Consider the following 14,437-nt stretch of genomic DNA (forward strand, 5'->3'; position numbering starts at 1 on the left):
CCCGCCACACCGCCGTGCGCACCACCCCGCGTCCGCTCCCCGCTGGAGGACCTCATGCTCCCCAAGACCAAGACTGTTGTCGTGTCCGCGCTGTGCTGCACCGTGCTCGGCGCGGCCGTCGCCGGCTGCGACGGCGACGCGGTGCAGAACTGGGACCCCTTCGCTCCCGCCACGCGGACAGCCGGTCCCGCCCCGCTCTCCGGGACGCAGAGGATCGACGTCGCGGGCCGGTCGGTGAACGTGTCCTGTTCGGGCAAGGCGGAGAAAGGCGCTCCGGTCATCGTCCTGATGCACGGAGGAGGCGAGACGCTGGACAAGATGGCCGCCCTGCAGAGGACGCTGAGCGCGAAGAACCGGGTCTGTTCCTACGACCGGCTCGGCGCCGGCGCGAGCGACCAGCCGGACGGCCGGCAGAGCCTCTCCAGCACCGGGAAGATCCTGAGCGGGGTGCTCGACCGCGTCGCCGGTGACGGCCCGGCCGTCCTGGCCGGGCACTCGCTGGGCGGGCTGATCGCCGCCAGGTACGCCCCCGACCACCAGGACAGGGTCAAGGGGCTGGTCCTGATGGACGCCACCCCGCCCACCATGGTGGAGGACATCACCAAGACGATCCCCAAGACCGCCACCGGCCCGGCGGCCGAGTTGCGCGCGCAGACCCTGGCGGTGTTCCAGGGCGAGAACCCGGAGAAGCTCGTCATCACCGACGGCGAGGTCCGTTCCGCGGGGAACATCCCGGTGGAGGTGATCCAGCACGGGAAGCCGTACCTCGAGGCCGTCCCCGAGTACGGGCCGCGCCTGGAGCGGGCGTGGGCCGCCGGACAGCGCGCATGGCTCGCCCTGTCCAGCGGCGGCAGGCTGAGCACGGCCGCGAACAGCGGCCACCACATCTTCGTCGACCAGCCCGAGGTCGCCGTCCAGGCCATCGAACGCGTCACCGCGCAGGCCGCACGCCAGGCGCAGGGCGAGTAGCCGGCCCGGCCGCTCCCGCCGGCGGTGGCGGCAGGCCGTGGGGCCGAGGTCAGCGCCGTGGGGCCGAGGTCAGCGCAGCGGGGCCGAGGTCAGCGCAGCGGGTCGAAGGGGCGCAGGGCGGCGGACTGCTTGCCGGTGGTGATCTGCTCGGCCAGCAGGCGGCCGGTGGCCGGTCCGTGGGCGAGGCCCCACATGCCGTGCCCGCCCGCCACGTAGATCCCCGGGGTGTTCGTGGCGCCGATCAGCGGCGTCCCGTCAGGGGTCACCGGGCGCGGGCCGACCCAGACGTCGGTGCGCTTCTCCCAGCGCACGCCGTCCAGCAGGGGGCGCGCGGAGGCGATGATGGCCTCCAGGCGGGCCGGGACGCGCGGGGCGTCGGGGTCACGGAACTCCATCGTGCCCGCCACGCGCAGTGCCCCCTGGTACGGCGTGCACGCCACGCGCACGTCCGGCAGGTAGATCGGGCCGGGCACGGGGCGGTCGACCGGCACGGTGAAGGAGTAGCCGCGCCCGGCCCGCACCGGAACGCGGACCCCCCACCGGCGGGCCAGTCGCGGCAGCCACGCCCCGGTGGCCAGCACCACCGCGTCGGCCGACAGGGGCGTGCCGTTGCCGGACACCACGAGGGCCTTCCTGCCGTCGGTGCGCACGTCGGCCACGTCCAGCGCGTAGACGGTGGCGCCGCGGGCCATGACGGCCTCGCCCAGGGCGCGCACGAAGGCTCCCGGGTCGACGTACCGCTGGCCGTCGATCCGCACGCCCGCCTGGAGCCGGTCGGAGGCGAGCGGGATGTACTCGGCCAGCCGGTCACCGTCCAGGGTGACGTGGTCGACCCGCTGCCCGGCCCTGGCCAGCCGCCGCAGCTCGCGCAGCAGCCCCTCGGCCTGCCTGCGGGTGCGGAACGCCGCGGTGATCGGCGCCGGAACGGTGCGCGCCGCCACCCCGTTGCCGGTGAGCACGTCGTACGCCTCGATGCTCTCCTCGTTCAGCGGCAGGTTGTCCCGCACCGCACGCGTCCACGACGACCACCGGCAGTTGGCGGCGAACCGGATCAGGAACGACCACAGGCCGGGATCGACGGTCGCGGGGACGTGCAGCGGAGCGGCCGGGTTCAGCAGCGACCGCAGGCCGTAGCGCAGCACCGACGGCTCGTTCAGCGGGATGGCCAGGCCCGGCGCGATCCATCCGGCGTTGCCCCAGGACGCGCCCGCCGCCACTCCCCCGCGGTCGACCACGTCGACCTGCACGCCGCGTTCCTGCAGGAACCACGCGGTCGAGAGGCCCACGATGCCCGCGCCCACCACGATCACCGATCGCGGCCCGTTGCCGATGCGTTCGGCGCCGACCATGACGAACCTCCATACGCGACGAGTTGCCGTTGCCGAGGTCAGCATGGCCCGGAGGACGTCACGCGGCGTTGTACGGACGCCACAATTCCGTCGCCGGACTTGTGGCCGGGCGACAGTCAGGGGCGTCCGTGGCGGGCGGTGGCCGGCTCGTCCGCTGCCGCCAGCATGATGATCATGGCGAGGCGCTTACGGGCGTCGTCCAGGTCCAGCGGCGTGACCTCGTTCATCCGGCGCAGCCGGTTGCGCACGGTGTTCGGGTGGACGCCCAGCCGGTCGGCGGCCACGGTGAGATCGCCCTGCGCCTCCAGCCAGGCCCGCAGCGTGGCCACGTAATGGGTGGAGTGGACGGCGTCGTGCCCGCGCAGCGCGCTCACCGGCCCGCGCGCGGGTGTCCGGCCGGTGCGCGCCGCGGCCCGCAAGCGCTGCAACAGGATGTCGTCCCACGACTCGTCGTAGGTCGGCGGCGTAGCCGGCGGGACGCCCTTCTCGTGCAGCGCCAGGCACTCGTCGGCCTCCTGCCGGCTGGCCGGCAGCTCCGCCGCGTCGGCCGCCGCGCCGATCCCGGCCACGAGCCGCACCTGTGATGGCAGCGCGGCCCGCAGGCCGGCCACCCACGCGCGCGCCGCGTCGGCGCCCTCACCCGGCAGGACCGTGTAGAGGGTGTCGCCCAGAAGCGTGCTGCGTCCCGGCCGGGACCAGCCGAAACCGGTGGTCGCCTGCTCGAAGGCCAGCAGCAGCGCGGCGTGCAGCTCGGCGGCGAGGTGCGCGCGGACCGCGATGACCCGCATCGCCGTCTGCGGCAGCCCGAGCCGGCTCACCATCGTCGCGGCGTCGGCGCTGCCCTCCAGCAGCCGGATCACCAGGTCCGACTCCACCTGCCGTTCCAGGTCCGCGCTGGCGCGGGAGCGCAGCAGGTGCAGCGCCACCGTGCGCGCACCGTCCGCCAGGGCGCGGTAGCGCGCCCCCGTCAGCGGGCTGCCGCAGGTCACCCACACCGAGCCGAGCAACTCGCGGCCCGCGCGCACCGCCACCGCCATCCGGCCGGTCAGCCCGTGCCGCGGGTCGGGTTCGACGAACACCGGCTCGTCCGCCGCAGCCAGCCGGGCGAAGACGCCTCGCACCTGGAACAGCTCGCGCAGGCTGTCCGGGACCTGCCGGGCCAGGATCGTCTCCAGCCGGGCCGGATCGCCGGCCTGCTGGGACCGTGAGTACGCCAGCACCCGCGAGAGCCGGTCCTCGATGGTCACCGCGCCGTCCACCACGTCCGCCAGGCTGTCGGCCAGCGCGAACAGGTCCGTCGGCCCGCGCCCCGACTCGGTCTCGCGCCCCTCCAGCACCAGCCCGTAGACGAGGCCGGCGAGCTGGCTCCAGGACACCTCGGGATCGACCAGCAGCACGGCGACGCCCTGGCTCTCCCCGGCCGCGGACGCCTCGCGCTCGGCCTCGGCCCCGGCGCGCACCAGGACGGCCGTGGCCCGGGCCGACACCGCCCACCGCACCGCCTCTGTCACCGAGGCGGCTCCCACGGCCAGGAAGACGTCACCGGAGACCCACCGGTCGGCGTCGCCCGGCATCGCCACGCTGCGCAGCTGCGCCGAACGCGTGCCGGGCCCGCCGCACAGCCGCACCCCGTACCCGCCCAGCACGTTGACCAATCGGTCCAGTCTGACCACCGGCGCCCACCTCCGCTGACAAGCCACCCGACCATAGCCCGCGAAGCCAGGGCGCGAAGCGGGCGACCCGTGACGAAACGGGCGCGCGGTCCTCACCCGGCGGCCATTTTTGCCTTCCTCATACGCGGGGGTGATGGAGGGCTGACACGGCACTGCCTAGATTCCGAATCCCCGTAGGAATCACGTCAGGTGGCCACCGTTGAAACACAACCGTTCGAGCCTCGCGCACCAGGCCCGCTACGCGCTGCGCAACCCCCAGAAGATCGCACCGCATCTGCGCAGGCTGGCCCGCGACACCTGGCTGCGGCTGAGCACCCGCGACCACGTCGCCTACTACCGGGCCGTCATGAAGTCCGACACCGCCCGCAGCCCCGAGGGCGCGGTCGGCTCGCACAGCCACGAACGCTGGCTGGCGCTCGGCCGCATGCAGTTCGACTACCTGCTCGAGCACGGGCTGAAGCCGGAGTTCAGGATGCTGGAGATCGGCTGCGGCAACCTGCGCGCCGGGCATCTGTTCATCGACTACCTGCACACGGGCAACTACTACGGCATCGACATCTCGCCGGACATCCTCATCGCCGCCCAGGGGACGCTGGTCGAGCACGGCCTGCGCGACAAGCTGCCGCACCTGACGCCGGTGCGCGACCTGCGGCTCGCGTTCCTGCCGGACGAGCACTTCGACGTCGTGCACGCCCACAGCGTCTTCTCGCACTCGCCGCTGTCCGTCATCGAGGAGTGCTTCGCCCACGTGGGCCGGGTGATGCGGCCGGACGGGTGGTTCGACTTCACCTTCGACCGCACGGAGGGCAAGGAGCACCACGTGCTGCGGGAGGACTTCTACTACCGCACCGAGACGCTCGTGGCGCTGGCGAACCGGTACGGCCTGGACGCGAGGTTCATGGACGACTGGGAGAAGCTCCCGCACAAGCAGTCGAAGATCCGCATCACCCGGAGGGCCTGAGCTCCGCCCGGGCGCGCGATCGTCACGGCCCTACGTGGCGGGCAGGGCGGTGGCGAGCAGGACGATGCCGAGGGAGCCGACGAGCGAGGCCACGGCCAGCGCCCGCGCGGTGCCCGCCCGCCCCGCCCCGCTGGCCCACCCGTGCAGGCCGGCCGCCAGCATCACCGCGCCGAACAGCAGCAGCTTGGCCGCCAGGACGCGCCCGTAGCCGGGCTGCAGCAGCGAGGCCCAGGTGACGCCCTTGTGCACGGCGATGGCCACGCCGGTGGCGAGCTGCACCGGCAGGAACACGGCGGCGGTGAACATCCCGAACCGCCGCCCGACCTCGCGCAGCACCGTGGCCCGGCGCTCGCCGTCGAGCAGCCGCCGGGCCAGCGGCAGCACGATGAGCGAGACCGTGAGCTGCCCGCCGACCCACAGGGCGGCACCGAGGACGTGGAGGAAACGGACGACCGACCACCACGTCACGGCGCCCTCACCTCGAAGATCCCGTGCGCGCCCGCCTCGGCGCGCGGCATGGCGTGGTCGACGAACGGGTAGTGCCCGGCCTCGGGGAAGACCCACTCGACGAAGCCGCCCTGCGCGGGCGCCAGGTCCAGCACCTGGGAGCCGCCCGGCTGGTCCTCGCGCAGCAGGTACGCGCCCTCCTTGTAGACGGTGTCGAACCGGACGCCCACCACGTGGAAGGCCGTGCCGGTGCCGGGTCCGGCGGCCACCACCCAGACGCGGACCCGCTCGCCCGCCTTCGCGGTGACGGGGGCGTGGTCGTAGCCGGCGGCGGTGCCGTTGAACATCCACCCGTCGGGGCGGCTCTCGCGGATCCGGGCCGCCTGGGCCGCGTCGCCCGGCCGGCCGAGGTACAGCTCTCCCTGGACCAGGACGAACTCCCGGTCGACCTTCTTCAATTCCGGCGGGTCGATGACGACCGCGCCGTACATGCCGTGGGCGATGTGGTGGCTCATCGGCATGGTGGAGCAGTGGTACAGCCACGCCCCGGCCCGGTCGGCGCGGAAGCGGTAGGTCAGCCGCTGCCCCGGATCGATGGTGCGCATGGGGCCGTCCGGCGCGAGCGCTCCGGCGTGGAAGTCGATGCCGTGCCCGATCGTGCCGTCGTTGACGAACGTCACGACGAACACGTCGCCCACCTTGCCGCGCAGCGTCGGGCCCGGCAACGTGCCGCCGAACGTCCACACCGTGCGGCGGACGCCGGGGGCGACCTCCTGCTCGGTCTCCTTCACCCGGATCTCCACCTCGTGCGTCCCGCCGCCCGGCGCGGGCGGCAGCACGGGATCGTACGGTTTCCAGCCGGGTGACATGGGCGCCCCGAGGTCGAGACCCGCGCCGGTGTGGCCGGAGTGCGCGGCGGCACCGGGCGCCGCGGTGGGGGCGGCGGCGGTGGCGGAGGTGGGAGTGATGCGCAGGGTCATGCCGGCGGCCCGGTGGCCCGCGACCGTGCACCAGCCGTCCACCGGCTCGGCCAGCGGGGCGAGCGTGAGCGCGGCGGTGGCGCCCGGGGCGAGCATGGGGGTGCGTTCGCCGGTGGACAGCCGCAGGTCGTGCCGCTGCGCGTCGGTGTTGGTCACGCGCAGCGTCAGCACGGTGCCGGGGGCGGCGGTGATGGTGGCGGGCCGTACCCGCATTCCCGACAGCGTCACCTCGACCGTCCGCGCGCCGCCCGGCGCGACGTCGTGCCGGGCCGGGGTGTCGCCTCCGGACATCGCCACCGCGACGGCAGCGGCGGTCAGCAGGCAGCCGGCGACCAGCCCGGCGTGCGCGGGCGACATCCGGCCGCGGGGCCGCAGCAGGGCGACGGCGGCCAGCGCGACGAACGCCGCGCCGGACGCGAGCACGAGCGCCCACCCCGCCAGGCCGAACGGCTCGGGCAGCGGCAGGGCGAGCAGCGCCACTCCGAGGTTCGCCGCGGCCAGCCGGTACGGCCAGCCGCGTTCGAGCAGGGCCGCGTTCTCCTTGAACCGCGCCGGGCCGCCGCCGAGGACCGCCGGCAGCAGGTGCATGAGGGAGCCGAGCAGCACCTGCGCGACGAACCCCGCGAGCAGCAACGGCAGCAACGGCTCCAGGGCGGACTCCAGGCCGTCGGTGCCGCGCGTGGCCACGATGACGAGGTCGGCGACCAGCGCGACCACCAGCCAGCAGCCGCTCGCGGCGAGCGTCCAGGACGCCCCGGTGTGCGGGCGGCGGCGCCGCAGGGTCTCCACGAGCGGCGCCAGCGCCACCGCCACGCCCGCCGCGTAGACCGCGAGCCCGGCGACCGCCACCCAGCGCCAGCCGAGCAGCAGGCCGGCCACCGTCACGGCGAGCCCGGCCACCGACGGCCACAGCGCGGCGCGCGAGCAGCGGCGGGTCACCTCCGACAGGCGCGTCCGCAGCACGGTCGGCCACAGCGTGAACAGTGTGCCGAGCACCGTGAACGTCACCCAGCCGAACAGGTTGACCTCGGTGTGGGCGGCGTACATCCGGGCGTGCGCCACGCCGTGCCCGCCCTGACCGGTGTGGGCGGCGAGCAGCCCGCCGAGGGTGCCGCCGGTGGCGAGTGCCCCCGCGGCGGCCAGGTACCAGCCGATGACGTGCCCGAACCGGCCCGGCAGCGCTCGTTTGACCATCCGGGCCAGCACCACCGCGTGCCAGCAGGCCACGCCCACGATCGCCGCGGCCCCGGCCGCCGCCACGGGCCAGGGGCCCACGGTGACGCCGGCCAGCACGGCCACGGTGGCGGCGTTGAGCGCGCCCAGCCGGGTGAGGCTCGCCCGCTGGTCGGGGCCGCGGGTGCGCAGCAGGGCGGTGGCGAAGTGCTCGCTCCAGATGAGGATGGCGGTGCTCACCGCGCCGAGCAGGAAGAGGTGGACGACCAGCCAGCGGGGCGCGGGCAGCTCCCCCTGGGCCAGGGCCGCCGCCACGGTGAGGCCGAGCCAGGCCACCACGATCGCGTTCGCCCGTAGGTGCCACGAGGCGCGCGGCCTGGCCGGTGCCCGTTCCTTGTCGGCTCCGAGCATCACCTCTACGGGTGGCATGCCGGCTTCCTCCCTCTGCGAGCCGGGAGCACGCGACCCCGGTCGTGCCGCCGCCCGGTTCGTCGACCGGGTCATGAGCACGCTACGTCGCGCCGCCGGGCGGGTGAGGGGGCGTAAGGTCCACGATGGCCGGGACCAAAGTCCCTCGTGGGGACAGCCGGACATCATCGGTTGGAATGTACCTCCCGGGGTATGCGTTTCCTCAAGATGTGAGGCTGGGTACCCCCTGGGGTATATGCGGACACGCGTGACGGTGGACGCCCCCGACACCCCCGTAGGTGTTCCTGCACACGACGACGACCGCTCCCGATCCCGACGACGCTAAGGCGGCACGACGATGACCACGATCCACGTCGAGGTGGTGGAGACCTCCTCGCTGGGCGACCGCAGCTACCTGGCCCATGACGGCCGCGTCGCGCTGGTGGTCGACCCGCAGCGTGACATCGACCGGATCCTGACCCTGGCCGGACGGCTCGGCGTGCGCGTCACCCACGCGGCCGAGACCCACCTGCACAACGACTACGTCTCTGGCGGCCTGGCCCTGGCGCGGATGACCGGCGCCACCTACCTGGTCGCCGGCGCCGACGAGGTCGGCTTCGACCGGCTGGCGGTGGCGGACGGCGACGAGATCGCCGTCTCCGACGCGATGCGGGTCTCGGCGGTGGCCACCCCGGGTCACACCTTCCACCACCTGTCCTACATCCTGACCGGCCCGGCCGGACCCGAAGGCGTCTTCACCGGCGGGTCGCTGCTGTTCGGCACCACCGGCCGCACCGATCTGCTCGGCGCCGAGCACGCCCACACCCTGGCCCACCACCAGCACGCCTCGGCGCGCCGCCTGGCCGACCTCCTCCCCGACGGTGCGCAGATCTGGCCCACCCACGGGTTCGGCAGCTTCTGCTCGGCCGCCCAGTCGGACGCCCCGGCCTCCACCATCGGCCGCGAGAAGCAGGCCAACCCGGCGCTGCGGCTGGAAGCCGACGACTTCGTCACCCGGACGCTCGCGGGCCTGGACGCCTACCCGGCCTACTACGCCCACATGGGCGCGCGCAACAGCGCCGGCGCCGACCTGCTCGACCTGACCCCGGTGCGGGCAGCCGATGCCGCCCAGCTGCGCGAACGCATCCAGGCCGGCGAGTGGGTGGTGGACCTGCGCTCGCGCAAGGCCTTCGCCACCCGCCACCTGACCGGCACGCTCAGCTTCGGGCTGGACGGGCCGATGTCGACCTGGCTGGGCTGGATGGCCCCCTGGGGCGCGCCGATCACGCTGCTGGGCGAGTCGGCGGAGCAGGTCGCCGCCGCCCAGCGCGAGCTGGCCCGCATCGGCATAGACCGCCCGGCCGCCACCGCGACCGGCACCCCCGAGCAGTGGGCCGGCGGGGAGCAGACCCGGCTGACCGGGCTGACGGTGGCCACCTTCGCCGACCTGGCCGCCGCCCGCGCCGGCCGGACCGGCCACGACCTGCCCGCTCCCGACGTCGTGCTGGACGTGCGCATGACCAACGAATGGCACGACGGGCACATCGACGGCGCGACGCACATCCCGCTGCCTGAGCTGCCCGCGCGGCTGGCCGACGTGCCGGACGGGACCGTCTGGGTGCACTGCGGCTCCGGCTACCGGGCCGCCGTCGCCACCAGCCTGCTGGCCCGGGCCGGACGGGCGGTGGTGCACATCGACGACGACTACTCCGGCGCCGCCGCCGCGGGACTGACCATCACCGCCCCGCAGGACTGAACGCCCCACCCGCCGCCACCGTCCACCCTCAACCCGGGCGGGAGCCGAGATAGGCGTGCAGCGCGGCGGCGCCCGCCAGCATGGCGCGGCTCCTCGCCGAAAGGCGGGCGTGCCAGTCGCGCAGCGTCGACTCCAGCGGCACGACCCCGCCGGCCGAGCGGACCTGCGCGATCAGCGGGGCGATCTGCTCCAGCAGGTAGCCGCCCCGCCTGAGCTGGTGGACCAGCCGGGCGTCGCGTACGTCGGCCGCGCTGTAGACGCGGTAGCCCGTCCGGGGGTCGCGGCGCGGCTGGACCAGCCCGGCGCGTTCCCACTTGCGCAGGGTGGCCGGGCGCAGGCCGAGCCCTCTCGCCAGGGGGCCGACGAACGTGTCGCCGCGCTCCTGCGGGACGGGAGCGAGGTCGCGGAGCGCGGCTTCGACGGCCCGGAGGGTGCGGCGGTCGTCGAGGAGCTGGGCGTGGCTCTCGTCGATGAGGCGGAACGCCTCCTCGGCCGCGTCCCGGTTGACCGCCTGCATGATCGACGTGGCCGTCGGATGGCCGTGGCCGGGCACGAGGGCGAGGAACGCGCGCAGGGCCTGCGCGTGCAGCGGGGTGTAGGTGCGGTAGCCGTGGGCGGTGCGACCGGCGGCGGGAAGGATGCCGGCCTCCTCGTAGTTCCTGATCGCCTGCGTGGACAGGCCGTGCTCGCGCGCCAGGTCGACCGGCCTCAGCCGATCGCCGCTTCGAAGGTTTCGTCTCATCGCCCTAGCGAAGTCGTGGGAAAGTATCAACGGAAGGTTCAATGATACCGTTGAAGGCATGACTTCTGGCAGCCAGGCAGCCGCCCACCCCGTCGACGCCGCCACCGGCCTGCTGCGCTACCACTTCTGGATGGCCGACACGTCACCGAGCCGCGTGACACGGCTGTGCGCGCTGCGGGATTCGATGATGGCCGACAACCTTCTCGCCGTCGCCGAGCGGGGCCGGCGCTGGTCCACGGCCACAATCTCCATCTCAAGCGGGACAAGAGCCGGATGCGGCTGGGCGACCTGCGGCCGGAGTGGTGGAGCGCCGGCGCGCTCGTCAGCGCCCGCCTGGGCGAGAGGTACGCCTTCGTGGCCACGGCCCTCGGCACGATCCGGCACCAGGGGGTGGGCACCCCGCCCTCGGACACCGTCGAGGGCCTTCTGTACGCGCTCCCGGAGGACCGCTACGTCGTCGACCCTGACCGGCTGGCCGCCACCTTCGGCCACGCCGGACCCGTCCCCCGCGTGTCCCCCTGGTTCGGCTACTTCCCGCTGGACCCCGCCCACCTGGCCGCGACCGACGGGATCCTCTTCGTCAAGGACGTCCCCCGCACCCAGGCCCCCCGGCCTGCTTCGCCGACGTACGAGTGATCTTCGGTCCCGGAGCGCGTTCCCGGCTAGCATGAGGCGCTGAAGATCACCAAGAGGGGGAGCGGGATGGATTTCGGCCTGCTGTGCGTGCACGCCCATCCGGACGACGAGGCCATCTGGACGGGCGGCACCCTGGCCAGGTACGCCGACGAGGGCGCCCGGACCGCGGTGGTGACGAGCACCTGGGCGCAGGGCACCGTCCGCGCCGCCGAACTGGAGCGGTCGCTCGGCATCCTCGGCGCGGGGAGGCCGCGGCTGCTCGGGTACGCCGACGCGCGCAAGGCCGAGTCGGCGCCCGGCGCCCCGCGGTTCGTGGACGTGCCGCTCGACGAGGCGGTGGGGCGGCTGGTCGAGCACATCAGGGAGTTCCGGCCGGACGTCGTGATCACCTACGACGGCTACGGCTCGTACGGCCATCCCGACCACGTCCACGCCCACCGGGTGACCCTGGCCGCGGTCGAGGCCGCCGGGTACGACCAGCTCTATCCCGGCACCGGCGAGCCCTGGCGGCCCCGCGCCGTGTACCTGACGACCATCCCGCGCTCGGTGGTGGCCGCGCACTGGGAGGCGGTCTTCGGCTCGCCGCCCGCCCCCGGCCAGACGCTGCCCGGCGTCCCCGACGAGCAGGTCACCACGCACCTGGACGTCGGGCGGTGGGCCGATCGCAAGTGGGAGGCCATGCTCGCGCACGAGTCGGAGGTCGGGAGGGGCGCGTCGATGACGCTGCTGACAGCCCTGCCCGAGCAGGCCCGCGCCCAGATGCTGGCCAACGAGTGGTACCGCCGCGTCGCCTGGACCGGCTCCCCCACGACCACACTCGATAGCATGTGATCGTTCACGTCCCCACGAGGAGGTCGATCATGACGTTCCCGCCGCCCGGCATGGTTCTCGGCGACGTCCCGGCACGCACCTCCTCGCGGGAGGGCACGACCGGCTGACACCCGCCGCGACGAGGTGCTTCTCATGACCATCATTGGTTCGATCATGAGGAGCCCGAGTGCTCGAGATTCACTGGACCGAGGACGGTGAGGCGCGCTCCGCGCGCTGGCGTTCCGCCGCCGGAGCGCCGCCGCCCGCTCGTGTCGTGGTCGCCGACGACCGCATCAGTGCCGACACGGCCTACCGGCTGGCCCGCGACGGCACGGCGCTGCTGTGGCGCGGCGACTTCCACAACGCCCGCCAGTTGCTGAGCGCCATGGCCCGGCGCGACGCGCGCAGCCGGGTCATGGCCACCCGGGCGGAGCCATCCGGCGACGCCGCCCTTGCCCCACCGGCTGACGCCTCGCCGGTCGGTGCCTCGCCGGTCGGCGCGCCACCGGTCGGTGGCGCGCCGGGTGACGGCTCGCCGGCCGATGGTTCGCCGGCCGCCGCCTTCCACCGGCACAGGCTGGCCCGCTCGCGGACGGCGCGCGTGCTCGGCCGCCTGCTGGTGCCGCTGCTGGCCGACCACACCGTGCCGCTGCGGCGCGCCCCCGACCTGCGCCGGGCGTGCGCCGAGGTGTACGGTCCCGCCACCGGGCCGTCGGTGGCCCCGCTCCGCGAGCTGCTGGGCATCGCCGGGGCGCACGAATGGCGCAGGAAGGGGGTGGAGGTGCCCGCGCTCGGTGCTCGCGTCCATCCGCACCACGGCGTCTTCTCCCCCGTCCGCGGCGAGTACGTCGACCTGGTCGCCAGGGCGCCCCTGCCCTCCCGGACGAGGGCGTTCGACATCGGCACGGGCACCGGCGTGCTCGCCGCCGTGCTCGCCCGCCGGGGTGTCGAACGGCTGGTGGCCACCGACCAGGACGCGCGCGCGGTGGCCTGCGCCCGCGACAACCTCGACCGGCTCGGCCTGGCCGGCCGGGTGGAGGTGCTGCGGACCGACCTGTTCCCGGCCGGCCGCGCTCCGCTCGTCGTGTGCAACCCGCCGTGGATCCCGGCGACGCCGGTCTCCGCCGTCGACCACGCCGTCTACGACCCCGGCTGCCGGATGCTGCGCGGGTTCCTGTACGGGCTGGCCGGCCACCTGGAGCCGGGCGGCGAGGGCTGGCTGATCCTGTCGGACCTGGCCGAACACCTGGGGCTGCGCACCCGCGATCACCTGCTGGCCGACATCCGGGCGGCAGGGTTGCGGGTGGCGGGCCGCCTCGACACCCGGCCGGGGCATCCGCGCGCCGCGGACCCGCGTGACCCGCTGCACGCGGCCCGCGCCGCGGAGGTCACCTCCCTGTGGCGGCTCCGCCCGGCCGAGGACGCTACGCCACCGCCTCCAGGATGAGCGCGCGCAGGTCCTCCATCGGGTCGTCCTCTCCGGCTGTGAGGAGGTTCTTGGTGGCGGCGAGGGCCAGACCGTGGGCCGGAGCGGCCCCGGCCAGGCTGCCGCCGCTGCCGCTCGCGCCGAACATGGCGCCGCCCCCCTCGATCGAGTAGCCGAGGGCACGCTCGACATCGGCGCCGAACACCCAGTCCGGCCCGCCGACCGCCACCGCCGTCATCTCCGCCAGGCGTTCGGGAGAGACGAGGCGGACCCCGTCGACCTCGCCGATGAGCGCGGCGTACATCCGCGCCGCCGCGCGGGCGGTCATCGTGCCCACCGCGGGCACGTCGGCGCGCAGGACGTCGGGCCGGCCGCCGATGGCGGCGTCCGGCCGCACGCCGGGCGGCGCGACGAGGTCGAGCCGGGGAACGGCGGAGCTGATCTGCTCCAGCGCCGCCGACCAGTTGCCGTCGCGCAGGACCGCGAGCCGGTGCTGCTGGTCGGCGGGCACGCCGAAGAACAGCTCGCCGGGCACCTTCAGCGGCTCGGCGACGTCCTCGGCGAGGACCTGCGCGAGGGTGCGGCCGGTGGCGCGGCGCACGGTCTCGCCGACCAGCCAGCCGTAGGTCCACGCGTGGTAGCCGTGGGCCGTGCCCGGCTCCCACAGCGGCTCGCTGCCGGCCACGAGCGCGCACATGCGGGTCCAGTCGGTGAAGTCCTCGGCGGTGACGCCGGCGGGCAGGGCGGGCACGCCGGCCGCGTGGGTCAGCGCGTGCCGCAGCGTGGTGCCGCCCTTGCCGTGCTGGGCGTACTCCGGCCACACGTCGGCGATGCGCAGGTCGTAGTCGAGCTCTCCCCGCTCGACCAGGACGTGGACGGCGGTGGCCGTCATGCCCTTGCCCGTCGAGAAGCTGAAGAACGGCGTGTCCGGTGTGACGGGCCGGCCGGAGCCGGGGTCGGCGACACCCGCGCACGCGTCGACGACGAGCTCGCCCCGCACGTAGGCGGCCACCTGGACACCCAGCTCGCGGCCCGAGGCGACCAGCTCGTCGATGGCCCGCTGCACCCGTTCCTGGAGCGCGTTCACTGTCATGAGAACTCCTAGGT

12 protein-coding genes are annotated in these 14,437 nt (G+C 74.6%); 6 read left to right on the forward strand and 6 right to left on the reverse strand.

The genetic code is table 11. From position 1 onward, the window contains the following. Positions 1–54 precede the first annotated feature (54 nt). A complete protein-coding gene (locus CXR44_RS36670; RefSeq protein WP_101790754.1) occupies positions 55–969 on the forward strand; it encodes an alpha/beta fold hydrolase in 915 nt (304 codons plus the stop codon). Between the two features lie 89 nt (positions 970–1,058). Here the strand turns inward: CXR44_RS36670 and CXR44_RS36675 are convergent, their stop codons facing one another. Both CXR44_RS36675 and CXR44_RS36680 read right to left on the reverse strand, forming a co-directional pair. Continuing rightward, entirely contained in the window at positions 1,059–2,318 is a 1,260-nt protein-coding gene (locus CXR44_RS36675; protein ID WP_101790755.1) for an NAD(P)/FAD-dependent oxidoreductase, read from the reverse strand. A gap of 116 nt (positions 2,319–2,434) precedes the next feature. Next, positions 2,435–3,991, reverse strand: a complete 1,557-nt coding sequence (locus CXR44_RS36680) for a PucR family transcriptional regulator (RefSeq protein ID WP_101790756.1) — start codon at positions 3,989–3,991, stop codon at positions 2,435–2,437. A gap of 199 nt (positions 3,992–4,190) precedes the next feature. On the opposite strand from CXR44_RS36680, the gene CXR44_RS36685 reads away from it, so the two are divergent. Beyond that, positions 4,191–4,952 (forward strand): class I SAM-dependent methyltransferase, encoded by a 762-nt coding sequence (locus tag CXR44_RS36685; protein WP_101790757.1) that lies wholly within the window; start codon positions 4,191–4,193, stop codon positions 4,950–4,952. Between the two features lie 30 nt (positions 4,953–4,982). On the opposite strand, the gene CXR44_RS36690 is transcribed toward CXR44_RS36685, so the two are convergent. Both CXR44_RS36690 and CXR44_RS36695 read right to left on the reverse strand, forming a co-directional pair. After that, positions 4,983–5,420: a hypothetical protein gene (locus tag CXR44_RS36690; protein WP_101790758.1), complete on the reverse strand. Its 438-nt coding sequence runs from the start codon at positions 5,418–5,420 to the stop codon at positions 4,983–4,985. Continuing rightward, positions 5,417–7,981: a multicopper oxidase domain-containing protein gene (locus CXR44_RS36695; RefSeq protein WP_101790759.1), complete on the reverse strand. Its 2,565-nt coding sequence runs from the start codon at positions 7,979–7,981 to the stop codon at positions 5,417–5,419. The genes CXR44_RS36690 and CXR44_RS36695 overlap by 4 nt, the downstream gene beginning before the upstream one ends. Positions 7,982–8,318: 337 nt before the next feature. Here CXR44_RS36695 and CXR44_RS36700 point away from each other — a divergent pair, with 337 nt between their 5' ends. Further along, positions 8,319–9,716, forward strand: coding sequence for an MBL fold metallo-hydrolase (locus tag CXR44_RS36700; protein ID WP_101790760.1), 1,398 nt, complete (start codon positions 8,319–8,321; stop codon positions 9,714–9,716). A 28-nt stretch (positions 9,717–9,744) separates the two neighbouring features. On the opposite strand, the gene CXR44_RS36705 is transcribed toward CXR44_RS36700, so the two are convergent. After that, a complete protein-coding gene (locus CXR44_RS36705; RefSeq protein WP_101790761.1) occupies positions 9,745–10,458 on the reverse strand; it encodes a TioE family transcriptional regulator in 714 nt (237 codons plus the stop codon). A gap of 165 nt (positions 10,459–10,623) precedes the next feature. On the opposite strand from CXR44_RS36705, the gene CXR44_RS36710 reads away from it, so the two are divergent. The 3 genes from CXR44_RS36710 (at position 10,624) to CXR44_RS36720 (ending at position 13,351) form a co-directional block, all read left to right on the forward strand. Further along, positions 10,624–11,094, forward strand: coding sequence for an erythromycin esterase family protein (locus tag CXR44_RS36710; protein WP_342748637.1), 471 nt, complete (start codon positions 10,624–10,626; stop codon positions 11,092–11,094). 66 nt (positions 11,095–11,160) lie between these two features. Continuing rightward, positions 11,161–11,925 carry a PIG-L family deacetylase gene (locus CXR44_RS36715; RefSeq protein ID WP_101790762.1) on the forward strand — a complete coding sequence of 255 codons (765 nt, stop codon included), beginning with the start codon at positions 11,161–11,163 and terminating at the stop codon, positions 11,923–11,925. Between the two features lie 166 nt (positions 11,926–12,091). Next, positions 12,092–13,351 carry a methyltransferase gene (locus CXR44_RS36720; RefSeq protein ID WP_101790763.1) on the forward strand — a complete coding sequence of 420 codons (1,260 nt, stop codon included), beginning with the start codon at positions 12,092–12,094 and terminating at the stop codon, positions 13,349–13,351. On the opposite strand, the gene CXR44_RS36725 is transcribed toward CXR44_RS36720, so the two are convergent. Then, positions 13,329–14,423, reverse strand: a complete 1,095-nt coding sequence (locus CXR44_RS36725; protein WP_101790764.1) for a serine hydrolase domain-containing protein — start codon at positions 14,421–14,423, stop codon at positions 13,329–13,331. The two genes, CXR44_RS36720 and CXR44_RS36725, sit on opposite strands and share 23 nt — an antisense overlap. Positions 14,424–14,437 lie beyond the last annotated feature (14 nt).

Source organism: Nonomuraea indica (genome assembly GCF_002850745.1).
In the GTDB taxonomy this organism is placed as follows: Bacteria; Actinomycetota; Actinomycetes; order Streptosporangiales; family Streptosporangiaceae; genus Nonomuraea; species Nonomuraea indica.

Excerpts from the sequence above, each read along its gene's own strand:
- CXR44_RS36670 (WP_101790754.1), top strand. The coding sequence starts at position 55 with ATGCTCCCCAAGACCAAGACTGTTGTCGTGTCCGCGCTGTGCTGCACC.
- CXR44_RS36675 (WP_101790755.1), bottom strand. The coding sequence starts at position 2,318 with ATGGTCGGCGCCGAACGCATCGGCAACGGGCCGCGATCGGTGATCGTG.
- CXR44_RS36695 (WP_101790759.1), bottom strand. The coding sequence starts at position 7,981 with ATGCCACCCGTAGAGGTGATGCTCGGAGCCGACAAGGAACGGGCACCG.
- CXR44_RS36700 (WP_101790760.1), top strand. The coding sequence starts at position 8,319 with ATGACCACGATCCACGTCGAGGTGGTGGAGACCTCCTCGCTGGGCGAC.
- CXR44_RS36705 (WP_101790761.1), bottom strand. The coding sequence starts at position 10,458 with ATGAGACGAAACCTTCGAAGCGGCGATCGGCTGAGGCCGGTCGACCTG.
- CXR44_RS36715 (WP_101790762.1), top strand. The coding sequence starts at position 11,161 with ATGGATTTCGGCCTGCTGTGCGTGCACGCCCATCCGGACGACGAGGCC.
- CXR44_RS36725 (WP_101790764.1), bottom strand. The coding sequence starts at position 14,423 with ATGACAGTGAACGCGCTCCAGGAACGGGTGCAGCGGGCCATCGACGAG.